General features: G+C 40.0%; 22 protein-coding genes. 12 read left to right on the top strand and 10 right to left on the bottom strand.

The window, feature by feature from the left end; all coding sequences use genetic code 11:
* Positions 1–37 precede the first annotated feature (37 nt).
* The 4 genes from folC to purF all read left to right on the top strand — a co-directional run bounded on the left by folC (position 38) and on the right by purF (position 3,946).
* A complete protein-coding gene (gene folC, locus R3X26_RS01970; protein WP_317715429.1) occupies positions 38–1,321 on the top strand; it encodes a bifunctional tetrahydrofolate synthase/dihydrofolate synthase in 1,284 nt (427 codons plus the stop codon).
* Entirely contained in the window at positions 1,311–1,844 is a 534-nt protein-coding gene (locus R3X26_RS01965; protein WP_317715428.1) for an SPOR domain-containing protein, read from the top strand. Before folC ends, R3X26_RS01965 begins: the two co-directional genes overlap by 11 nt.
* A gap of 63 nt (positions 1,845–1,907) precedes the next feature.
* Complete coding sequence (locus R3X26_RS01960; protein WP_317715427.1) at positions 1,908–2,399, top strand: CvpA family protein; 492 nt, start codon at positions 1,908–1,910, stop codon at positions 2,397–2,399.
* A 32-nt stretch (positions 2,400–2,431) separates the two neighbouring features.
* On the top strand, positions 2,432–3,946 hold the full coding sequence (purF, locus tag R3X26_RS01955; protein WP_317715426.1) for an amidophosphoribosyltransferase: 1,515 nt from the start codon (positions 2,432–2,434) through the stop codon (positions 3,944–3,946).
* Positions 3,947–4,049: 103 nt separating this feature from the next.
* Here the strand turns inward: purF and R3X26_RS01950 are convergent, their stop codons facing one another.
* Positions 4,050–4,940 carry a LysR family transcriptional regulator gene (locus tag R3X26_RS01950; RefSeq protein ID WP_317715425.1) on the bottom strand — a complete coding sequence of 297 codons (891 nt, stop codon included), beginning with the start codon at positions 4,938–4,940 and terminating at the stop codon, positions 4,050–4,052.
* Between the two features lie 211 nt (positions 4,941–5,151).
* Here R3X26_RS01950 and R3X26_RS01945 point away from each other — a divergent pair, with 211 nt between their 5' ends.
* The 5 genes from R3X26_RS01945 (at position 5,152) to recR (ending at position 10,479) form a co-directional block, all read left to right on the top strand.
* Positions 5,152–6,249: a response regulator gene (locus R3X26_RS01945; RefSeq protein WP_317715424.1), complete on the top strand. Its 1,098-nt coding sequence runs from the start codon at positions 5,152–5,154 to the stop codon at positions 6,247–6,249.
* A 284-nt stretch (positions 6,250–6,533) separates the two neighbouring features.
* Entirely contained in the window at positions 6,534–7,079 is a 546-nt protein-coding gene (gene apt, locus R3X26_RS01940) for an adenine phosphoribosyltransferase (RefSeq protein ID WP_317715423.1), read from the top strand.
* A gap of 78 nt (positions 7,080–7,157) precedes the next feature.
* Positions 7,158–9,452, top strand: a complete 2,295-nt coding sequence (gene dnaX / locus R3X26_RS01935; protein ID WP_317715422.1) for a DNA polymerase III subunit gamma/tau — start codon at positions 7,158–7,160, stop codon at positions 9,450–9,452.
* Positions 9,453–9,530: 78 nt separating this feature from the next.
* On the top strand, positions 9,531–9,863 hold the full coding sequence (locus tag R3X26_RS01930; RefSeq protein ID WP_272133858.1) for a YbaB/EbfC family nucleoid-associated protein: 333 nt from the start codon (positions 9,531–9,533) through the stop codon (positions 9,861–9,863).
* A 16-nt stretch (positions 9,864–9,879) separates the two neighbouring features.
* Entirely contained in the window at positions 9,880–10,479 is a 600-nt protein-coding gene (recR, locus tag R3X26_RS01925) for a recombination mediator RecR (protein WP_317715421.1), read from the top strand.
* A gap of 107 nt (positions 10,480–10,586) precedes the next feature.
* Here recR and R3X26_RS01920 read toward each other — a convergent pair whose 3' ends face one another.
* Positions 10,587–10,835 carry a YkgJ family cysteine cluster protein gene (locus R3X26_RS01920; RefSeq protein WP_317715420.1) on the bottom strand — a complete coding sequence of 83 codons (249 nt, stop codon included), beginning with the start codon at positions 10,833–10,835 and terminating at the stop codon, positions 10,587–10,589.
* A 156-nt stretch (positions 10,836–10,991) separates the two neighbouring features.
* Between R3X26_RS01920 and R3X26_RS01915 the strand changes: the two genes are divergently transcribed.
* Positions 10,992–11,459 (top strand): YcgN family cysteine cluster protein, encoded by a 468-nt coding sequence (locus R3X26_RS01915; RefSeq protein ID WP_317715419.1) that lies wholly within the window; start codon positions 10,992–10,994, stop codon positions 11,457–11,459.
* A 10-nt stretch (positions 11,460–11,469) separates the two neighbouring features.
* Here R3X26_RS01915 and R3X26_RS01910 read toward each other — a convergent pair whose 3' ends face one another.
* The 5 genes from R3X26_RS01910 to gap all read right to left on the bottom strand — a co-directional run bounded on the left by R3X26_RS01910 (position 11,470) and on the right by gap (position 16,279).
* Positions 11,470–12,483, bottom strand: coding sequence for a LacI family DNA-binding transcriptional regulator (locus R3X26_RS01910; RefSeq protein ID WP_317715418.1), 1,014 nt, complete (start codon positions 12,481–12,483; stop codon positions 11,470–11,472).
* 309 nt (positions 12,484–12,792) lie between these two features.
* Entirely contained in the window at positions 12,793–13,149 is a 357-nt protein-coding gene (locus R3X26_RS01905; protein WP_317715417.1) for a hypothetical protein, read from the bottom strand.
* Positions 13,150–13,302: 153 nt separating this feature from the next.
* Positions 13,303–14,127, bottom strand: a complete 825-nt coding sequence (gene rlmA / locus R3X26_RS01900; RefSeq protein WP_317715416.1) for a 23S rRNA (guanine(745)-N(1))-methyltransferase — start codon at positions 14,125–14,127, stop codon at positions 13,303–13,305.
* A 171-nt stretch (positions 14,128–14,298) separates the two neighbouring features.
* A complete protein-coding gene (locus R3X26_RS01895; RefSeq protein ID WP_317715415.1) occupies positions 14,299–15,180 on the bottom strand; it encodes a D-hexose-6-phosphate mutarotase in 882 nt (293 codons plus the stop codon).
* A gap of 103 nt (positions 15,181–15,283) precedes the next feature.
* Positions 15,284–16,279 carry a type I glyceraldehyde-3-phosphate dehydrogenase gene (gene gap / locus R3X26_RS01890; RefSeq protein WP_317715414.1) on the bottom strand — a complete coding sequence of 332 codons (996 nt, stop codon included), beginning with the start codon at positions 16,277–16,279 and terminating at the stop codon, positions 15,284–15,286.
* 334 nt (positions 16,280–16,613) lie between these two features.
* Here gap and msrB point away from each other — a divergent pair, with 334 nt between their 5' ends.
* Positions 16,614–17,024, top strand: coding sequence for a peptide-methionine (R)-S-oxide reductase MsrB (msrB, locus tag R3X26_RS01885; protein ID WP_317715413.1), 411 nt, complete (start codon positions 16,614–16,616; stop codon positions 17,022–17,024).
* Positions 17,025–17,153: 129 nt separating this feature from the next.
* Here msrB and R3X26_RS01880 read toward each other — a convergent pair whose 3' ends face one another.
* Positions 17,154–17,972 carry a DUF2989 domain-containing protein gene (locus R3X26_RS01880; RefSeq protein WP_317715412.1) on the bottom strand — a complete coding sequence of 273 codons (819 nt, stop codon included), beginning with the start codon at positions 17,970–17,972 and terminating at the stop codon, positions 17,154–17,156.
* A gap of 109 nt (positions 17,973–18,081) precedes the next feature.
* On the opposite strand from R3X26_RS01880, the gene R3X26_RS01875 reads away from it, so the two are divergent.
* Positions 18,082–18,363: a YeaC family protein gene (locus tag R3X26_RS01875; protein WP_317715411.1), complete on the top strand. Its 282-nt coding sequence runs from the start codon at positions 18,082–18,084 to the stop codon at positions 18,361–18,363.
* 146 nt (positions 18,364–18,509) lie between these two features.
* On the opposite strand, the gene ansA is transcribed toward R3X26_RS01875, so the two are convergent.
* Together ansA and sppA are read right to left on the bottom strand one after the other, a co-directional pair.
* Positions 18,510–19,520, bottom strand: a complete 1,011-nt coding sequence (ansA, locus tag R3X26_RS01870; protein ID WP_317715410.1) for an asparaginase — start codon at positions 19,518–19,520, stop codon at positions 18,510–18,512.
* A gap of 193 nt (positions 19,521–19,713) precedes the next feature.
* Entirely contained in the window at positions 19,714–21,570 is a 1,857-nt protein-coding gene (sppA, locus tag R3X26_RS01865; protein ID WP_317715409.1) for a signal peptide peptidase SppA, read from the bottom strand.
* Positions 21,571–21,748 lie beyond the last annotated feature (178 nt).

Raw genomic sequence — 21,748 nt, 5'->3', positions numbered from 1 at the left:
ACTCATCAACCTAGATGTTTTATCGTGATTGAAGTTAATGAGTCAAAGTAATATACCGCAAGCCACGTCGTCTTTACCGATGTGGCTTGATTATTTAGAAAATATTCATACTAGCGCAATCGACCTTGGATTAGAGCGCGTTCAGATCGTGGCTGATAAAGCCGATCTCATTAAACCTGCCCAAAAAATCATCACTGTTGCTGGAACGAATGGCAAAGGGTCGACGTGCGCTATTTTAGAAGCAATACTGTTAGATGCGGGTTATTCTGTTGGTGTTTATAACTCTCCCCACTTAATTCGTTACAATGAGCGAGTTAGAATCAACGGTAAAATACTTAGTGATAGTGAGCATAGCCAAGCATTCGCCTTTGTAGAGCAGCAGAGAGCCAATACCAGCTTAAGTTTTTTTGAGTTTGGTACATTAGCAGCATTGCAATTGTTTAAGCAACACAAGGTTGATGTGGTTGTACTGGAAGTAGGTTTAGGTGGCCGTTTAGATGCAACGAATGTGGTCGACCATGATGTCAGTGTTATTACCAGTCTTGCTATCGATCATGTGGATTGGCTAGGCGATGATATTAATGTTATTGCCCAAGAAAAAGCCGGCATATTCCGTTCAGGAAAGCCTGCAATTTGCGGCCAACCCGATGCCCCAAGCACAGTAGCGGCTTATGCTGATGAGATAGGCGCACAACTGCACCAAGTTGGCATACAATTTCATTTCAAAGAACATGCACAGAGTTGGGATTGGTTTAACGGTGCTTTTGATCTAACTGATTTGCCTAAGCCGAATCTGCCATTACCGAATGCCGCTACAGCCATTATGGCGTTGAGTGTTGCCAATTTAGACATTAGCGATGTAAATATTGTTAACGGTCTACAAAAGGCAAAACTTTCAGGGCGAATGCAAACGGTTAAAGTCTCCCAAACGCATCCACTCATTATTTTAGATGTTGCACATAATCCACATTCTGCCCAGTATTTAGTGAATCAACTGGAGCTAAAATATACAAATAAGAAAATTCATTGTGTTTTAGGTATGCTTCACGATAAAGATATAAAAAAGACAATAGAAGTTTTTATTCCGATTGTGAAGCAGTGGTATCCATGTTCTTTAGATGGACCACGTGCAGCGAACGCTAATGAACTTGTTGGTCATATACCAACGGTTAGTAACCAATATTCGTCTCCTACATTGGGTTATAAAGACGCGTTAATGAAAGCCGATAAAGATGACGTCATATTAGTTGTCGGCTCATTTCGAACCGTTGCGGAAGTATTAATCTATTTACAGTTACAAAGGAGCACCAATGGCAAGTAAATTTCAAAGCCGTTTGGTCGGAACGATTCTACTGGTGGCTATCGGTGTTATTGTTTTACCTGATGTTTTAGATGGTAAAAAACAGCATTATAAAGAAGAGTTAGCTCCTATTCCTATAAAACCAAATATTGAAACAGAAGTTGAATCGTTCGAGGTATTACAACCCGTAGCGGTGCAAACTGCTTTGCCTGATAGTCCGGTGAGCGTAGAACAAGAAACCAGCGCAGCAGATGATCAAGAGATTGCGGTGGTCGTTAACAATATTGAAAATAGTAACAACTACGAAGAGAGTGCTTGGATTATTCAATTAATGGCACTTAAAAATGCTGATAATGCCAAAACACTGGTAGAAGATTTGCAAAAACGGGGCTATCAAGCGCATATTAAGCAAGAAAAAGAGTTCACTCGTGTCATTATTGGCCCTGATATATCGAAGAGTAAGTTAGAAAAACAAATCAATGAACTTCAAAAAGTTACTGGCTCTAAAGGTCAATTGATGAAATTTAACCCTCTAAACCCATAAGAAAACGTTTGCGTCTCGTATTTTTCTGTTAAAATGCGCGCCAAACAAAAAGATGTAATATAAATGAATTGGATTGATTATTTTATTATAGGTGTGATTGGGCTTTCAGCCGTCATTAGCTTAATTAGAGGCTTTGTGAAAGAAGCACTGTCGTTAGTAATTTGGTTCGGTGCGTTTTTTATCGCAAGTCAGTATTACGAGAAGCTTGCTGTTTATTTTACCAAGATAGAAGATGACCTGTTTCGGCAAGGTGCGGCGATTGCTGCACTTTTTGTTGCAACGTTAGTGGTTGGAGCGATCGTCAACTTCGTTATTGCTCAGTTAGTACAAAAAACAGGGTTGTCTGGAACCGATAGAATTCTTGGTGTGGTGTTTGGTTCACTAAGAGGTGTCTTGATTGTTGCAGCAGTTTTGTTTTTTATGGATGCATTTAGTGCACTTCCAAATTCAGCGTGGTGGAAATCGTCGACTTTAATACCTGAGTTTAGCCGTATTATTGAGCCATTTTTCAGCCATTTAAAAGAAACATCGAGTTTTTTAACTGGCACGATTTAGTGCCATTTATAGAGAAAATTGAGGGTTAGCACATGTGTGGTATTGTTGGGATCGTGGGTACAACTCCTGTAAATCAGTCAATTTATGATGCATTGACTGTCTTACAGCATCGTGGCCAAGATGCAGCTGGTATTGTTACCATAGAAAGCAATCGTTTTCGTTTGCGTAAAGCAAACGGTTTAGTTAGAGATGTGTTTGAAGCTAAGCATATGCAACGCCTTCAGGGTAATGTTGGTATCGGTCATGTTCGATACCCAACGGCAGGGAGTTCTAGTGCGTCAGAAGCTCAACCGTTTTATGTAAACTCTCCATTTGGTATTACGTTAGCGCATAACGGCAATTTAACTAATGCAGCGGAAGTTCGCGAGAAGTTGTTTGAAAAAGACCGCCGTCATATCAATACGACCTCAGATTCTGAGGTGCTATTAAATGTGCTTGCACATGAAATCGACACAGTTAGAGGTAATGTTACTTCTGAAGATGTATTTCGTGCAGTGACCAATGTACACAGAACCATTAAAGGCGCTTATGCTGTCGCCGCTATGATTATTGGTCATGGTATGATTGCTTTTCGCGACCCACATGGTATCCGTCCATTATGTTTAGGTAAGAAAGAACTCGATGGCAAAACAGAATACATGGTTGCCTCCGAATCCGTTGCGCTTGACGCAATTGGATTCGATTTTGTAAGGGATGTTGCACCAGGCGAAGGCATTTATATTACCTTTGAAGGGCAATTGTTCACTCAACAATGTGCCGACAATCCTCAAGTTCATCCGTGTATCTTTGAGTATGTATACTTTGCACGTCCAGATTCGTTTATTGACAAAATTTCTGTTTATAGCGCACGTGTTGAAATGGGTAAAAAACTTGGTGAAAAAATTCAAAGAGAGTGGTCTGATCTTGAATTTGACGTCGTAATACCGATTCCAGAAACATCATGTGATATCGCCCTGCAAATCGCTCAAATAATGGATAAACCGTATCGTCAAGGCTTTGTTAAGAATCGATATGTTGGCCGTACTTTCATTATGCCAGGTCAAACTCAGCGTAGAAAGTCTGTTCGTCGTAAACTTAACGCGATTCGTTCTGAGTTTAAAGGTAAGAATGTATTATTAGTGGATGACTCAATTGTACGAGGAACCACATCAGAGCAGATTATAGAAATGGCAAGAGAAGCAGGTGCTAAGAATGTTTATATGGTTTCTGCAGCTCCTGAAATTCGTTTCCCTAATGTGTATGGCATTGATATGCCAAGTGCCAATGAGTTGATTGCTCATGGGCGTGATGCAGATGAAATAGCTAAACTAATTGGTGCTGATGCCCTGATCTTCCAAACTCTAGAAGATCTAGTTGCTGCAGTCGGCATGGGTAATGTTGATATTAAACAGTTCGAAACATCGGTTTTTAATGGTGAGTATGTGACTGGCGATATTGACCAACGTTATTTGGATTTTTTAGACACGCTAAGAAACGATGACAACAAGCTACAAAAAGATATCCAGCAAGATTTAGCAAGCTTAGAGCTCTACAATGAAGGCGTTTAACTTACTGGAGTTGTTAGTAAGTTAGTCCATATACCTTGCTTAATGTAAAAAAATAATCGCCCACATAATGCTAATGTGGGCGATTATTTTACAAGATACCAGATCAAAAATTGTCATGTTTATCGTGATAATGACTCACAAAATCAATAAGTAAGCGGACTTTTTCTGGTTGATGATCTTTGTGATTGTATAGCATATAAATATCCCGTGGGTTGGCACTCCACTCACTAAGAACGCGAACTAATGTACCTCTTTCAAAATATTCTTGTAGCATGATATCTGGCATCAAAGTGATTCCTAAACCTCTATCTGCCGCTCGCCTAACCACATTGAGTGCATTGGCTTGAAAGCGAGCTTTGTCGGTGTTGATAGCTGTTTCGCCATTTTTATTTGATAATTGCCATTTAACTAAAGGTTGCCCTTTCAATAATGAATGTTTCGCTAAATCGTTAGGGTGGTTCAATGGAGCCTGATTTTTTTGTAAATAGTTTGGGCTGGCAACGAGAATATCTTTTACTGAATCTATTTTCCGAGCAATTAAACTAGAGTCGCGTTGTGGACCAACACGAAAGATAACATCCCACTCGGTAGGATCAATTTGCTCAGAGGTATTACTCATCGCTAGATCGATATTGATTTCAGGAAATTTAGCCATGAAGTCGCTCAACATGGGCAAAATAACTCGCTTAGTGAGATTGGAAGGCGCAGATATGCGTAATTTCCCAGCGGCGCCTCGACAGTCATCGGTGATATCTTCGGTTGTTGCGGTCAATTGCTTAAGAAGAGGTGAGCATTCGTTATAAAAACGTTCACCAGCTTCTGTTAGAGATAGTTTTCTAGCGTGCCGATTTAACAACCTAAGGTTAAGAGCGTCTTCCAGAGCCTGAATACGGCGAGTAATTGTCGCGACAGGAATTAACGTTTTTCTGTACGTAGCAGTGTAGCTGCCGTTTTCGACAACAAGTCGGAATAGATTAAGATCATCAAATTTCATTAGTCGGACATGCCCCTATGTTCATACCAGTTTAATCTATACTGATATTTGTATTACATATTTGCTTTACGTCAATATGTGGGAGGTTTTTTAATAATTAGTCCTACAAAATGGCAGATGTTGTATAAACCAGGAATAGCAACTACCTTTTATTGGGGGGCAATAAACAATAATAAAACGATACCCTAATTAATTGAGCGAGGTTCATACGATGAATAGTCATGCTGATTGTACTCTTAAAAAGCAGCAGAGAGGCTTAAATAGTCGGACAATAATGTTAGTTGATGATGATCCAATATTTCGTCGCTTTACATCCGTACTATTAGAAAAACAAGGGTATTCAGTTATTGAAGCTGAGCATGGTTTGGATGGGTTGCAAAAGTTGCGAAAAAGCATCCCTGATTTAATAATCAGTGATATTTCTATGCCAATTCTTAATGGTATAGAATTTGCCGAGGAAGTGTGTTCGCAATATCCGAATGTCCCCATGATAGTTGTATCTGCATCGAATGAAATGTCGGATGTTGCACGAGTGCTTAGGTTTGGAATTAAAGACTTTTTAACGAAACCCATTTCGGTTCCTACTCACCTCTTGTCGGCAATATCAAGCATTCTCGACCAACCATGCACTCAAACTAGTAGGCGCAGAGATTTTTCTAGCCAGTGGTTTCGAATCGGTGAGCATGGAAATGTGCCCGAGGATAAAGAACTGTATTGGCATTTGGATTATTTGAAAGATAACCCAGAAGCAGCAAGACAACTTTTAACGGCTCTGTTACCTTGCCGAGATACCAACCAAGGTGGCTGGGTTTGTAGTTATAACTTACTGCAAGCTTCTGATAAAATGCCGCTAATCTTTGATTATACTTGGTTAATGAACGGTCAATTTGCTTTTTATTTAGTGGATTCAACCACGGCGAAAGATTCCAGCACGGGCGTTGCGTGCTCACTACTTATTCGAGCACTGTTTAATGATGGGTTAATAAGAAAGACGTTAAATAAACCGAGTCTTGTCGGTTTTGTTAATCATTTGCATCACGGACTCGAATGTTTAGATGGTAATGCAAGCGTAGCGGCATTGTTTGGGATTGTTGATACATCAGATAGGTCGGTCAGTATCGTTCCTGCTGGTTTAGAAGCCATTTGGACACAAGGTCACGATACAATACATATTGATGCTAACCATTTTTTGGGCAGTGAGAGCTTAGATGACATTTTGCCAACCAGTTTGAATATGACGTCATGTGCCAAACTTAACATTGCGAATATTGGTGTGAGCTATTTCAATTTAGACATTAAAAGAAAGTAAGCAAAATGACCGAACGTGAAGAATACGTCGATTTAACAAGTGAATAAGTCGATTTATTGCACACTATTATGCGTTTGAACGTTTGCTTGCTTTTCCTTTGTTGCTCATAGGCAAGAAAATCACTAACATAATGAGGAAGTGTGCCCATTCTTCGGAGTGGGCATTTGTTTTTCTGTATTGTCGGTGACCAGTATTGCGTTTTACACACTATTAATTGTCTGTATGAGTTAATTATAGATTGCAGTGATACGACATAAGTCAACCACAACAAAATTTGAATTATTATGACTACTGAAACGATTTCATTAATTAAAGCAAGTATCAAAACCATTGTTGACTATCCAAAGCCGGGTATTTTGTTCCGTGATGTAACTAGCCTTATGGAAGATGCCGATGCTTATCAAGCAACAATTCAATTGCTCGTAGAAAAATATAAAGATATGGGCTTCAACAAAATAGTGGGCACGGAAGCGCGTGGTTTTCTTTTTGGTGCGCCCTTAGCATTAGAGCTTGGTGTGGGATTTGTACCAGTAAGAAAGCCGGGCAAACTGCCTAGAGCGACTATTGCGCAGTCTTACGAGCTAGAATATGGTACCGATATATTAGAAATTCATACTGATGCGATTGTCGCAGGCGACAAGGTCTTAGTTGTTGATGATTTATTAGCAACAGGTGGTACGATTGAAGCGACAACCAAGTTAATTCGTAAGCTTGGAGGCACTGTTGATCATGCTGCATTTGTTATAAATCTACCAGAAATTGGCGGTGATAAACGTCTTGAAGAACTCGGTATTGATGTATACAGTATTTGCGAATTCGAAGGACATTAAGCTGTTCATTGATATTCTCCCAGTAAGCAGCCTTTTAGTTTTGACCTATACCACGTCAATTTACGTTGGAAATATTGAATGAGTTACTTAGCTTTAGCACGTAAATGGCGCCCTTCACAGTTTGATCAAGTGGTAGGGCAGTCTCATGTTTTAACGGCATTAGAAAATGCATTAGCTCAGAACAAACTTCATCACGCCTACTTATTTAGCGGTACTCGTGGTGTAGGAAAAACGTCAATTGGACGTTTGTTTGCTAAAGGGCTTAACTGCGAAATAGGGATTACTGCAAAACCTTGTGGGCAGTGCGGCACATGTAAAGAAATAGATGAAGGTCGGTTTGTCGATTTATTAGAAATAGACGCTGCTTCACGCACTAAAGTTGAAGATACACGAGAATTATTGGATAACGTCCAATACAAACCTGCTCGAGGCCGATTTAAAGTTTATTTAATCGATGAAGTTCATATGCTGTCACGGCATAGTTTCAATGCGCTTTTAAAAACACTAGAAGAACCGCCAGAATATGTAAAATTCTTACTCGCGACCACTGATCCACAAAAACTCCCTGTTACGATACTTTCGCGTTGTCTGCAGTTTCATCTAAAGCCTATTAATGCCGATACTATTCATGAGCAGTTGAATACTATTTTAAAAAAAGAGCAGGTAGCAACCGAGCATCGTGCGTTAGGTCTGATTTCTCATGCGGCTGATGGTAGTATGCGAGATGCGTTAAGTTTAGCCGACCAAGCTATAGCGTTAGGTAATGGAACGGTTTCAACCGAAACTGTTTCAGTCATGTTAGGCACAATGGATACCGATCAAGCCATTCAACTGTTAGAAGCGATGGCCAGTAAGCAAGTAGAAAACGCAATGGCTTTGGTTCAACGTTTGGCGGAAAATGGTATAGAGTGGGATGGTTTATTACAAGAATTGGCCAGTCAACTGCATCGTATCGCGATGTATCAAGCCTTACCTAGCACATTAGATCAGTCAAAACCTGATGCTGAAAAAATCAAATATATTGGCAAAAATTTAACGCCTCAAGATGTGCAGTTGTATTATCAAATTGCTTTAAAAGGTCGACAAGATCTCCCATATGCACCAACGGCTCGTATGGGATTAGAAATGACAGTGTTGCGGATGATGGCTTTTCATCCTACAAAAGAAAATGTTGCAACTGCTATTCAATTACCCACTAGTCAGCCAGAGTCTGCCGATTTATTAGCTAAACAGAGCCATGTAACGAAACCTAATCAACAAGCTAGCACAAACATGCCGTTAACCGAAAGGGTAAGTCCTGTTGCAAGTTCGCCCGTAACCGCGAGATCTTCAAGCTCATCCTCTCTCATCAGTTCAGCACAAACGAACAATAGGCACAAAGCTCAACTTAATGAGCAACCTCCAATGCCGTTGGAGCACGATTATCCTTCTGCACCAGATGAGTATGATGCGAATGATTATGTACCAGCAGAAATGCAACAAGTTGTTGAACCGAATGTTGCTGGGCAAGTAAGACCGCAAGGTTATGATAAGCGGCAAGCTAGTTCAGTACAGCAAGAAAGTGCGCCTAATCATTCATCGCCACAGACGAGTAAATCCCCGCTTGTTGGGTTGAGACATCAATTGCGTTCTAAAAGAGCAAGTACTTCTAGTACTAAATCTGCGACGGAGAATAATGGAAAAAAGCCTAAAGCGACGTCAAACACAAGTGCAATTGAGCGGGTAACTCAACAGCATGCAAAGAGCGCGACGTCGCCTGTGCCATCAAAAAAAGTAGAAAAAAACAATAATGCTGAAATGGTCACCACTCAAGGTGCCGATAATCACAGCGCTGTTGAGCAAGGTTTTGTTGAGAGTAATAACGAACCTTATCAATGGAAGTCGACCGCGCCACATAGTGCTACTGAAGAAAAAAGTGAGCTGACTCCCACACAAATAAAGCGAGCACTTGAGCACACAAAGACGCCGGAAATGATGGAGCAATTAGTGCGAGAGTCGGTTGCTAGAGACGAATGGTCCGCTTTAATTCAACAACTGGATGTGTCGAAATTGGTTGAACAATTGGCACTCAACTCTTTTTATGAAAAGCGCGGTTCTACGATTGTGTTACATGTCAGACCAAGTCATGCTCATCTTAATAAAGATCGTGCTCAAAGTGAGTTATTGCAAGCCTTAAATTCACTACTCGGAGAAGAGTGTAGCTTGACCGTAGAACAAAGTGATAAAGGGCAAACGCCACTTGAGATTCGAGAAGCGATTTACCAAGAAAAATTAACAGTTGCGCATCAAATATTGCAGCAAGATAAGAATGTTCAGTTCATACAAACGCGCTTTTCAGCAGAAATTGATTTAGACAGTGTCAGGCCTATTTAAAGGGTTGAAGATAATTTTTTCGACCCCATATTTAGTGTAATAAATTACTATTAATTAACTTAACCAGAGAGATTGAAAATGTTTGGTGGTAAAGGCGGAATGGGCAATTTAATGAAGCAAGCCCAGCAAATGCAAGATCGCATGCAAAAGCTTCAAGAAGAAATTGCTAACATGGAAATTACCGGTGAATCTGGTGCTGGCCTTGTTAAAGTGACTATTACTGGTTCTCATAGCGTTCGTCGTGTAGATATTGATGAAAGCTTAATGGAAGATGACAAAGAGATGTTAGAAGATTTGATCGCTGCTGCATTCAATGATGCTGCTCGTCGAGTTGAAGAAACGCAAAAAGAAAAAATGGGTTCAGTGACCGGTGGGATGCAATTGCCGCCGGGTATGAAAATGCCATTTTAAACTGAAGTAGCGAATTATGCGTACCAGTCACATGCTGGAACAATTAATGGAGGCCTTACGATGCTTACCTGGGGTTGGTCCCAAATCAGCACAGCGTATGGCCTTTCATTTATTACAGCGAGATAGAAAAGGCGGTTTGCAGCTTGCAGATGCGCTATCTAAAGCGATGACAGAAATTGGTCATTGTAACGAATGTCGCACGTTTACCGAACATGAAACGTGTCATATTTGTACTAACCCTAAACGACAAGAAAATGGTCAGCTTTGTGTGGTCGAAAGCCCTGCTGATATAGCTGCGGTGGAAGCGACTGGTCAATACTCAGGCCGTTACTTTGTACTCATGGGTCATTTATCGCCCTTAGATGGGATAGGTCCTAGTGATATTGGCTTGGATACGCTAGATTATCGCTTGCAGCAAGACAATATTAAGGAAGTGATTTTAGCAACTAACCCTACAGTAGAAGGCGAAGCGACGGCACATTACATTGCAGATATCTGTCATGTTCATGAGGTTAACGTAAGCCGTATTGCACATGGCGTGCCTGTTGGTGGAGAGCTGGAATTGGTCGATGGTACAACGTTATCTCATTCATTGCTTGGTCGACAAAAATTGTGATTTAGGAAATAGCAAGTAAGGTTACAGAATGTAGCCTTTTTGTTTATTTGGACTACAGTTAATTAATTCATTGCATAGTAGTTACAATATAAGATAGCTAATTACAGTTAGGTAAGACGTTCGAGTTCTTCGATATTTGACAAAGCTTGTTGTCGAGTGTCCCCACAAATTGACGAGCATGCTTTAAAATCATGGCATACTTTTGGTCGTTGATCCGAACCAAATAACTTGCACAAATTATCATCATCCAGTTGAATACAACGCACATTAGCGGGTTTTCCCGATTCCATGCCAGGAATTGATGATGAAATACTCGGTGCGATACAACATGCCCCACAACCTAATCGACATTGCATAGATTAATTATTCTCGAATCAATAAACAGGACAGGATACTAACAAAAGTCCTACAATCGTTCAGTAACTATTTTTATACTTTACCCACCTGGCGCTTGCACTTTAGTGGTTAGATAGGTATAAATCTCCCCCCATATTTAGATTAAGTAGGCGTCAATGACCATGCCATTTTGGAAAGAAAAAACCTTAGCAGAAATGACAGAAACTGAGTGGGAATCTCTTTGTGATGGTTGTGGTAAGTGTTGCCTGCATAAACTAATGGATGAAGATACAGAGGCTGTTTATTATACCAATGTGGCGTGTAGTTGGTTGAATAGCAAAACGTGCGGTTGTAAAGATTACCCTAATCGTTTTGAATCCGGTGAAGAATGCTTGAAACTGAGCCGAGATAAAATCTCCGAATTCCATTGGCTTCCAGAAACATGTTCGTACCGACTTCTTTCAGAAAACAAACCGTTACCAGAGTGGCATCCTTTGATCACTGGCTCTAAATCCGCCATGCACGCTGCAGGTGAAAGCGTTCGAGGTAAGGTTGTATATGAAATCGATGTGGTAAATTGGGAAGACCACATCCTAAATCATCCAAATCGAGACGCCATAGAAATCAGTCGTAATGAGCCGTGATTTTTATAGGTTAGTGCTTTAATGTTTGGCAAGATTGCCTTTTAATTAAAGTGCAGGGAACGATAATTTTGCTGGTCTCCATTACCTTCTTTTCTAATGAATTAATCAGCAACCGAGCGGATTCTTCGCCAATTTTATAAGGTGATTGCTTTATAACGGTGATTGGTACTTTAAAATGTTCGACCATAGGGATCTCATCAAAGCCGACCACACTCACTTCGTTAGGTATGGATATATTATTTTTGTCTAAGTCTTTCAGTAGATCCGTTGTTATGGCGAGATGTTGAGTAAAAAATGCGGTAGGCGCTGCTTGAGACTGCATAATCGCACTAGGGGAGTGAGCAAAGCCTTGTTCTCTACTCCAAAAGTGAATCAGTTTTTCATCAACTGGAATTCCGTACTGCTTTAACGCCGATACATAACCTTGATACCTTTCATTTCTTGAATGATATTGGTCGAATTTTTGCGTTAAAAAGCAGATTCTGTGATGGCCGAGTTGTATTAAATACTCGGTAGCTTTAAACGCGGCGTCTTTATAGTCAGAGAGAACGATGTTGGTTTCAAATTGATCATATTCAAGCTGAAATTGTACTAATGGAAACTTATTTTGTACGTACTGCTCGATAAGATGCATGTTTTTACCGGTAGAAGTAATGATAATACCATCGACACACAGTTGTTTTAACGTGGCTAGAGATTGCGCCTCTATTTCTGGATTGAAGTCCGTGTTGTATATCAATACGTTGTAACCATATTTTTTACAATAATCATCGATACCTCTTATAACCTTGCTGGTATTAAAACCAGTAATGTCTCGAACAATTACCCCAATACTTTTAGTTTTGTCGGTTTTTAAGCTGCGAGCGATAGGATTGGGAATGTAATTGAGCTCCTCAATTGCGGTTTTAATTCTCGCTTTGGTCTCTTTTGACATGTGACTAAATCGACCATTAAGATACTGAGATACGGTACTTTTAGATATACCGGCTTTAGTAGCCACATCAATGATTGTTACTTTTCTCATATAATTTTTACTTTGGATGGTATCTTAAGGTTCGAATACAACATCTTAACCGAAAGGTTTAGTCTGACTCAAGCGAAGCTCTTGCTTGTATTGAATTTCTTGGATGTGTTTTTAGGTAAATAAGCAGTCAGTCATTGCGTGAGGCACAATTAAACTGTCGATAGGTCGTTCGACAACAATTGCCACCCACTATTTGGTAGTCGTTATGGGCGACTAGTGGTTTACCGCCATCTGTTTGCTTCGGTTTATATTCCCTAATCAATAACGTTTAATGGTGTGTAGTTTAAAGCTATAGAATTTATGACAGTATTATAAAACGGCTAGAAGAACAGCACCAACAGATAAGGCACCTTTTACAAATTGCCCGGCAGAATAACTGCTATCTTCTTTTTCTTCACTTTCGCCCGGATGGTTGAGGCCCAATGCTCCGTGCGCAAAGGATTCCACACTGCTCGGCTTAGATTCCTCAGTTTGTTTTGATTCTTTATCTATTTGCTGAAGTGCTGAAAGTAGTGCCTTACCTTCATTGGATAACGTTACTTTGTTTTGCTCAGCTTTAACCTGAGTGAGCGGTTGCTTGGTATCTATTGACTGTAGTTCAGCAGCCATTGTTTTTGTTTGACTGACTGGTACAGTTGAAGCGTTGGCGTTCCCTACTGGCGTCATAATTGGCCTCAATATATTGGTTTAGTATTTATGTATCGACATTGACGGCAAATAGTTTAGAACTATTTGCCGCTTTATTGTTGATAACAAATTAAGCAATAAACAGACCAACTCTTAAGTAATAAGGTTCAGTGGGCAATAACATGAATTTTGTTAGCTATTTTTACGATAAATTCTAATCATAAAATCAGCTTCGCAAGTAAATAAATTATTATTAATCAGTTTGTTACGAGTTATTTCGGTCGCTTTCCAAGCGAATGGTGTCATTTGTAATAAGTCTAACGCGGAGTCGCTATCTAGCTTCATTGGGTAACTAAGTCTTTCTTCATATTCTAGTGAGAAATTTTCTACAGTTTCAATTTCTTCATCATGCAGTCGAACTTGATCGTAAATGAGTTCTCTTAGTTGGTACAGATGTCGTTTAGCGGGTGTAACCGTTACCAGTAAGCCATTATTTTTTATGCACCGATTGATTTCATCAGGGCTACATGGTGCGTAAATACGCAAAATGAGATCGAGAGAGTGGTTTAAGAACGGTAGGTGCTGACTAGATGCAACTGAAAAGTGGCAATGGCGGTATTTTTTTGCCGCATAACGTACAGCGACTTTTGAAATATCTAGTCCATATATTACAGATTGAACATTAGCCAATTTGAACTGTGTTGCCAGCTGATTGGTATAATACCCCTCTCCACAACCAATATCGAGTGCATGCCATGGTGGCTCAGTTTTGAGTTGGTCATGACACAGTGTGGTTACTCTATCTTTTAAGGGAGCGTAATGCTCTCCATCTAAGAAGCGTCTTCTGGCCTGCATCATTTCAGCATTGTCACCAGGATTTTTGGAGCGCTTTTTATTGGCTGGAATTAAATTGACATAACCTTCTTTGGCTATATCAAATTGGTGGTTGTTAACACAACGAAATGAGTGCGACTGTTGATTGAGAGGTTCTAAGCAGAGAGGGCATTGATAAAGCATGAGTCACTTAAATGATAAAAATAATGCCTAATTGTAACGTTATGTAGGATCTATTTCGAGTGCATAACGGATCTATCGACTGTATTTGATACGATGAAAATATGCGTATAAATGTGCAAAGAGTTCTGCTGACATACAGATTCGCTCTTTGCACTTGCTTAGTGTTTATATTTACAACACACTGATTTCAGTTGAGATCTGGTACGTTTCATTCGGCTGAAGTGTTTTACCTGTCTCTAGACTAGTTGCATGGTAGGTGGATTCTACGCATAGCATAGTTTTGTACCCATCTTCTGCCATATCACCCATGGCTTTTGCCCCATCTATCCAAGGGTTCCAAATAACCGCAGCATTGTCACCATTATTTTTGATCATAATTGTTCGATCATTTTGAGGATCGCTAATGTGAATGGTACTTTCAGGCTGCGTATAAACGCGGTCAACAGTATCGGTTAGTTGAAGCTCGGCTCCGCCCTGGCATACTTTACCGTTTTGTAAGCTGTCAGAATAAACTGGTCCCATTCCTGTCGTAATAGACTCACCTATATCAGCAATGTTGAAATAAGAATGTAATGCACCAGAAAACTGCCACGCTTTATTATCGGTGTTACTTACTTCTAAGGTCACTTTTAGTTGTTCGGTTATTTCAATATACAGGCGAGCTTGGAAAGTATATGGCCAAATAGCCAATGTTTGTTGGTTTTCTTCAAGAGTGAGACAGATAATGACGCCACTTTCAGTTTCTCTATGCTCTGCTAAGCTCCATTGACTAATTCTGGCAAAGCCATGTGCTGGTGCTGCAATACGACCAAACCAAGGCCAACATACTGGTATTCCGCCGCGAATAGCCGATTTAGTATCAAAACCTGTTTCTTCACTTAACCATAGGACATCTTTGTGACCGGATGGGGTAAATGAAACCACATGGCCACCGTGCAGAGAGATATCTGCTGTCGCTTTTGGGTGGGAAACTCTAAGAATTTTGATGCCATTTTTTTCTACAACGGTAATGTGATCCGACAAAGGACCGACAACAGGAAGATATTTTTCCATAACGAAAACTCCTAAAAATCAAAATCAAAATCAAAAACAAAAAAGGCGACACATTGGCCGCCTTTTTACGTTTACGCTTTCAAAGAAAGCCTTAAACTAATGCTTACTTAGAGATGTGAGCAATTAGGTCAAGAACTTTGTTTGAATAACCGATTTCGTTATCGTACCAAGATACAACTTTAACGAATTTATCAGTTAGGGCAACACCCGCTGCAGCATCAAATACTGAAGTTTGAGTTTCGCCGATGAAGTCTTGAGAAACAACTGCGTCTTCAGTGTAACCTAGAACACCTTTAAGCTCGCCTTCAGATGCTTCTTTCATTGCAGCACAGATAGCTTCGTAAGATGCAGCTGTTTTAAGGTTAACAGTAAGGTCAACAACAGAAACGTTTGCAGTTGGAACGCGGAAAGCCATGCCAGTTAGAAGACCGTTTAGTTCAGGAAGAACAACGCCTACTGCTTTAGCTGCACCAGTTGATGATGGGATGATGTTTTGAGAAGCACCACGGCCACCACGCCAGTCTTTAGCTGAAGGACCATCTACAGTTTTTTGAGTTGCTGTAGTAGCGTGAACAGTTGTCATTAGACCAGATTCGATACCGAATTTGTCGTTAAGAACTTTAGCTACAGGTGCTAGACAGTTAGTAGTACAAGAAGCATTAGAAACGATATCTTGACCAGCGTAAGTGCTGTCATTTACGCCCATAACAAACATTGGAGTCGCATCTTTAGAAGGGCCAGTAAGAACAACTTTCTTAGCGCCTGCTGTGATGTGCTTACGTGCAGTTTCGTCAGTTAGGAAAAGACCTGTTGCTTCAGCAACAACGTCAACATCGATTGCATCCCATTTTAGATCTTCTGGGTTACGCTCAGCAGTTACACGTACTGTTTTACCATTTACAATAAGGTTGCCATCTTTAACTTCAACTGTACCGTTGAAACGACCGTGAGTTGAATCGTATTTCAACATGTAAGCCATGTAATCTACGTCGATTAAGTCATTGATACCAACAACTTCGATGTCAGAACGTTCTACAGATGCACGAAATACAAAACGACCGATACGGCCAAAACCATTAATACCTACTTTGATAGTCATTATTAGTTGCTCCACAACTTTTTTGATGAATTATAAACTGGTAGTAAAATTACAGAATACCGTAATTATCTGCAACAGATAATCGTTCTTATCTTGTTTAAAGTCAAAAAAAAGCACCGCTTTTTCTTACTTAGTTTCACAAGTGGCGATATTTTGTCTAATTTGCCAGTTTTTGTTACTTACGAACTGTTGCCAAAGTGTTAAACACTGGCTACAGTTCAACGAACAAGTATTTGAGTATACAATTATGTGCTACAACGCAATAAATTAACAACTTATTGTTAAGAAATCGAATAATAATATGTAGCTTAAGACAGGAAATAAGTTAATAAATATGAGTAAAGAAGCCAATATTACAGACCAAGAGTGGCGTAAGTCATTGACTGATGAAGAGTTTCGTGTCTGTCGTCAGCAGGAGACTGAAGCCCCATTTTCTGGGAAATTATTACATAATCATCAATCTGGAGAATATTACTGTACTTGTTGCCATTCTCCATTGTTTCACTCTGATAATAAATACGACTCAGGATGTGGTTGGCCAAGTTTTGATTCGGCGATTAATGATTCTGCTGTTCGTTATTTAGAAGATACCAGTCATGGTATGAAAAGAATTGAAATTCGTTGTGCTAACTGCGATAGCCATTTAGGGCATGTGTTTCCAGATGGGCCCCCAACAACAGGTGACAGATATTGCGTTAATTCAGTGTCATTAACTTTCAGTAAATCAGATAAAAAGAGTGATTAATTAGAGCGTTGGTGTTTTTTTGTTTCATATCTGCGCTGTTTCATTACTATGTATTTGGGCGATAATTTATAACTATGTAATGTAGCTATTTAAATACATTAGCATGTAATGAGTGCCTCTCATCTGTAGTTACTTGCTTATTTTTGATATCAGAGAATCGTTGTAGCTATCGTTTTTTATTGCCTTAATAATTTGTTCTGCGGTTTTTTCAAATTGTGCTTTTTGTTGTTCGGAAAAATCGTATAGAACATTTAGTCGTGTCTCTGATGTGGTTGCTACCCCAAATTCTTTACTCACTAATACCCAGACATAAGCACGTTGTTTTTGTTGCAGTTTGTGGTTAACACTGGCTAATCCTTCTAAGATATCGATATTAAGCGTAGCTTCTTTGCTGAGTTCTAAGGCGTGGTTCAATAACACTAACGTTTTGTCTAGATCTCGACTAATGTAGTACGTGGCTAATGCATACTGCATTTCTGCGGTTTCAAGGGCTTTACTTCCCTCTAGACTTAAAAATTTTCGCATGGCACTGCCTTGACCTTGAGTCCATAGAAAGTACAGCGCTTCTGGTGAGTCGTGCGTTGATAATTCGTTTAGTAGTCGTTTTTCCTCGTCAATGGAATGTAATAAAGCTTTAAAGCGTTGCTCTTTTTTATTTCCAGCTTTACTGGGTTCAATCTGAGCCGCAAGTTCTAGGCATTGATGATAGTCGCTAACAAGATTAAATTCTTTAATGATATTGTTGTCGGTAGGGGATTCAAGGGTATCTTTGCGATGCCAAATGAGGTTGGTTCTGATGACTCGGCATTGTCCATCGTCTAAATTAAGCTGATCACAACGTAACGCAGGATTACTAGCACACAGTTCGTTGGTGTTCATGCGGTTGTCAAAACACCCTAGCAAAAGTAGATTAGACGATAGTAATATAATGATTATTTTTATATTCATATTTAATGCTTGTGATCAGATCCAACTATTTAGTGGGTCTAGATTGACTATTAAAAAACTCTAGCTAACTTGATGTCTAGCTCAAAGTCAAGAAAAGGAAATAAATGCTGTGAACAAAGAAGAGTTACTAAATGCTATTACACCTGAAGCATATCAAAGATTACAATATGCTGTCGAAACAGGCAAATGGCCGGAAGGACAAACTCTCACCAAAGCTCAGAGGGATTCCTGTATGCAGGCAGTGATGCTTTATCAGGCAAAATACAACACCGATCCTCAGCATATGTCGGTTGCGGCTGGTGGTGAAATTAAACTTAAATCGAAAACTGAGTTTAAAAAAGATTTTTCGACTGATGCAGAGGATATTATCCGTACCAAGCTAAATGATTAATTTACCTTTATGTACGGATTTAGTTTCCTGCTATGAAAACAACGCTGTTAACCACAAGCTTACAAACGGTTAACAGCAAACTACATCCAATAAACCTTGCGGCTAACCATTGTTGGCTATAAACCATTAACCGTTGCTGTGTTTAACTAAATGCTCATTTCGTCTCGAAGTACTTGTTGCATTTGTTGTTTTATTTGTTCATAACTTAATTTTTGACTTAATAAATAGTGTAACTTTGCCAATGCCGCTTCTGCGGTCATATCGTAGCCACTAATCACTCCTGATTCCGCTAATGCACAGCCTGTAGCGTAGCCACCCATATTCACTTTGCCTGCAAGGCATTGAGTTAAATTAACCACAATAACACCGCGATCTGATGCTTCTTTCAAGTGAGCAAGTAATTGTGGGTTTTGCGGTGCGTTGCCAACACCAAAAGTGAGTAAGATCATCGCATTTACTGGTTGTCGTAAGGTATTTCTGATGACTTCATGTGAAATTCCGGGATACATGGTGATCACGCCAATTGGCTGCGGTGTGATTTCATGCACTTTAAAATTACCACTGGGTTTTTTATCGACCACAATGCTGCGATTTACTTGGATATTTATTCCTGCTTCAAGTAAGGCAGGAAAGTTAGGGGATGTGAACGCATTAAATCCGTCAGCGTGTGACTTGGTACTTCGGTTACCACGCATTAGCTGGTTATTAAAGAACAACGTAACTTCATTGATCGGATAGTTTGCGGCGATATGAAGCGCATTTAACAAGTTCGCCTGCCCATCGGATCGCATCTCAGCAAGCGGAATTTGCGAACCGGTTACGATGACCGGTTTGGCTAGGTTTTCAAACATGAAAGACAGCGCCGACGCGGTGAACGCCATCGTATCTGTACCATGTAGAATAACGAATCCATCATACTTGTCGTAGTTGCGTTTTATATCGTCAGCGATGTATTGCCAGTCCTTTGGTGACATATCAGAAGAATCAATTAATGGATCGTATTCATGAATCGTATAACTTGGCATTTCTTCACGGTGAAACTCTGGCATAGCAGCCAGCTGTTTTTCCATAAAACCAGCGATAGGAATATAGCCATTATTTGACTTCTGCATGCCTATTGTGCCGCCAGTGTATGCGATATAGATATGTTTTTTCATTTTGTTGTTCTGATTTGTCGATATGAGTAGACGAGGATTATAGGCTTTCGCTAGTTAAATAAAAATAGGTGTACGAAGCACCTAGTTAAATTAGTCGATTTTTATGCCTATTTGTATTGGCCGCGTTAGCTAATACATTGAAAACTAATGCATCAAAAACTAAAGCGGCAAATAATTAAGCGCGTGCGCGTTATTACTCGACTTGACAGGTTAAACAGAGTGAATAATAACCTTTAGGATCATTAAAAGTACTGAGTAACGTACTATCGGCGAGTAGCTGATTGGTAACTGGTTGAAATGCTTTTGGAATGAAGCTAGAAATATTCAGTCCAAACGATGCATTAAGACCTTCTGATAATTGCTGTAAAAATTGTTCAGCGGGAGACAGAGGCTCTTCTACCCAATATAGGTTATATTCTTCGATCTCCGCCAGCTCTGCGGCGCTTGTGATGGCGTCATCAAAATCACCTAGCTGGTCAACCAATCCTGCATTTAATGCATCTAAACCAGTCCAAACTCGACCTTGCGCAACTCGATCAACTTGTTCTATTGGCATACCACGACTTTCAGCCACTAAACTAATAAAGCGTTGATATCCATTTTCAATACCTAGTTGGAAGGCTTCACTGGCTTGTTTAGGGATACCACGGGTAATTCCAATACCAGAGAAAGGCGTAGTACCTACACCATCACTGTAGATACCAAGGTTATTTAGCCCTTTCTCAAAAGTAGTAATCACGCTAAAAATACCAATTGACCCAGTTAAAGTAGTCGGCTGAGCGATGATTCTATCCGCGCCCATAGAAATCCAATAACCGCCAGATGCAGCTAAGCTCGACATTGATACCACAACCGGTTTACCTGCCGCTTGGATCGCTTCTACTTCATTACGAATAACCTCCGAAGCGAAAGCACTACCGCCAGGACTGTCCACGCGAAGTACAACCGCTTTTACGCTGTTATCGTTTCGTGCTTGTCGAAGTAAGCTAGAAATAGTGTCTCCACCTACCGTGCCTCTTGGTTGTACTCCATCCATAATGGCACCACTAGCAACAATAACCGCAATGTCGTTGTTGGTACTTTGGTAAGTTGGGATCACCGTATGTCGGTAATTGTAATAGTCGATAGCTTTATAACTGTCTTTCCCTTCTTGGCCAAAAATATCGGCCATTTCTTGACGCACTTGTTGTCGAGTAGCCAAACTATCAACAAGGCCAAGCTTTTGAGCAAGTTTAGCCAAATCACCATTGACGGCTTTTAAGTTGGTAAGAAATTCATCCATAGAAGGATTGATTGCGTTAACGTTAATTTGTCGATTACTTGCCACATCATCAACGTATCCTTGCCACAGTTGAGTTAACCATGCTGATGCTGATGCTTTGGCTTCATCGGACATATTATCTCTAATGAAAGGCTCAATGGCAGATTTATAGGTACCCACTCTAAATACATGCGTATTCACGTCTAGGTTTTCGAGTAATGTTTTGTAATACAGAGGAAAAGTGCCATAACCACGCAGCATTACCGCGCCATCGGGTGCCATGTATATTTTGTCTGCGTAACTGGCTAGATAATATTGGCTTTGATTGTAAAAGCTGCTGACGGCATAAACCGGCTTACCGGTCTCTTTGAAGGTATCAATCGCTTTTGCAATATAGCGAAGTTTGGTGAGATTCACCTCTGGCATATCTTTTAAACTAAGGATCAATCCGGATATTTGATCGTCTTCCGCGGCATAGCGAATAGTGTCAACAATATCAAACAGTACATTTTCTTTAGGCAGATCTTGTCCCAAAACCGATCCTGTTACTGAATCCATCGGGTTTATGTACTTTCTTTGCTCAACTATTGGACCGGAAAGATTAACAATTAACGCAGAAGCTTCATTGACTATTGGTGGTGCGGTAATCTCGGTTGATTGGTTATAGCCTAGATAAAGCAGCCCAATAACTACAAAGAAAAACAAATTAAAGATAGCGAGGCGGATAAAGTTGATTAACTTCCAGCTCCATTTAAATAGCGTGCCGATAATTTTAAACAGTTTTTTCATGTCTTCCTCACAAGTGCATTAAACACAAGCTTACAAAGATGTAAATTAGTTGGCTAATCCTACGTCATATTAAAAAGAAATACATCTTACATTGATCAATGTTGCACAAATGTAAACACTTGTTTGATTTTTGTTTTAAGAGTGAATACTCTGATTTCACCATAATAAAAAGCGGTCC

The organism is Vibrio sp. TH_r3, assembly GCF_033101115.1.
Lineage (GTDB): Bacteria > Pseudomonadota > Gammaproteobacteria > Enterobacterales > Vibrionaceae > Vibrio.
Note: the sequence above shows the minus strand (reverse complement) of the source record. Positions and strands in the feature narration are given on the sequence as shown.

What these genes read in the sequence shown, in the direction of transcription:
- folC (WP_317715429.1), top strand. Translation starts at nt 38, where the DNA reads ATGAGTCAAAGTAATATACCGCAAGCCACGTCGTCTTTACCGATGTGG.
- R3X26_RS01965 (WP_317715428.1), top strand. Translation starts at nt 1,311, where the DNA reads ATGGCAAGTAAATTTCAAAGCCGTTTGGTCGGAACGATTCTACTGGTG.
- R3X26_RS01960 (WP_317715427.1), top strand. Translation starts at nt 1,908, where the DNA reads ATGAATTGGATTGATTATTTTATTATAGGTGTGATTGGGCTTTCAGCC.
- purF (WP_317715426.1), top strand. Translation starts at nt 2,432, where the DNA reads ATGTGTGGTATTGTTGGGATCGTGGGTACAACTCCTGTAAATCAGTCA.
- R3X26_RS01950 (WP_317715425.1), bottom strand. Translation starts at nt 4,940, where the DNA reads ATGAAATTTGATGATCTTAATCTATTCCGACTTGTTGTCGAAAACGGC.
- R3X26_RS01945 (WP_317715424.1), top strand. Translation starts at nt 5,152, where the DNA reads ATGAATAGTCATGCTGATTGTACTCTTAAAAAGCAGCAGAGAGGCTTA.
- apt (WP_317715423.1), top strand. Translation starts at nt 6,534, where the DNA reads ATGACTACTGAAACGATTTCATTAATTAAAGCAAGTATCAAAACCATT.
- dnaX (WP_317715422.1), top strand. Translation starts at nt 7,158, where the DNA reads ATGAGTTACTTAGCTTTAGCACGTAAATGGCGCCCTTCACAGTTTGAT.
- R3X26_RS01930 (WP_272133858.1), top strand. Translation starts at nt 9,531, where the DNA reads ATGTTTGGTGGTAAAGGCGGAATGGGCAATTTAATGAAGCAAGCCCAG.
- recR (WP_317715421.1), top strand. Translation starts at nt 9,880, where the DNA reads ATGCGTACCAGTCACATGCTGGAACAATTAATGGAGGCCTTACGATGC.
- R3X26_RS01920 (WP_317715420.1), bottom strand. Translation starts at nt 10,835, where the DNA reads ATGCAATGTCGATTAGGTTGTGGGGCATGTTGTATCGCACCGAGTATT.
- R3X26_RS01915 (WP_317715419.1), top strand. Translation starts at nt 10,992, where the DNA reads ATGACCATGCCATTTTGGAAAGAAAAAACCTTAGCAGAAATGACAGAA.
- R3X26_RS01910 (WP_317715418.1), bottom strand. Translation starts at nt 12,483, where the DNA reads ATGAGAAAAGTAACAATCATTGATGTGGCTACTAAAGCCGGTATATCT.
- R3X26_RS01905 (WP_317715417.1), bottom strand. Translation starts at nt 13,149, where the DNA reads ATGACGCCAGTAGGGAACGCCAACGCTTCAACTGTACCAGTCAGTCAA.
- rlmA (WP_317715416.1), bottom strand. Translation starts at nt 14,127, where the DNA reads ATGCTTTATCAATGCCCTCTCTGCTTAGAACCTCTCAATCAACAGTCG.
- R3X26_RS01895 (WP_317715415.1), bottom strand. Translation starts at nt 15,180, where the DNA reads ATGGAAAAATATCTTCCTGTTGTCGGTCCTTTGTCGGATCACATTACC.
- gap (WP_317715414.1), bottom strand. Translation starts at nt 16,279, where the DNA reads ATGACTATCAAAGTAGGTATTAATGGTTTTGGCCGTATCGGTCGTTTT.
- msrB (WP_317715413.1), top strand. Translation starts at nt 16,614, where the DNA reads ATGAGTAAAGAAGCCAATATTACAGACCAAGAGTGGCGTAAGTCATTG.
- R3X26_RS01880 (WP_317715412.1), bottom strand. Translation starts at nt 17,972, where the DNA reads ATGAATATAAAAATAATCATTATATTACTATCGTCTAATCTACTTTTG.
- ansA (WP_317715410.1), bottom strand. Translation starts at nt 19,520, where the DNA reads ATGAAAAAACATATCTATATCGCATACACTGGCGGCACAATAGGCATG.
- sppA (WP_317715409.1), bottom strand. Translation starts at nt 21,570, where the DNA reads ATGAAAAAACTGTTTAAAATTATCGGCACGCTATTTAAATGGAGCTGG.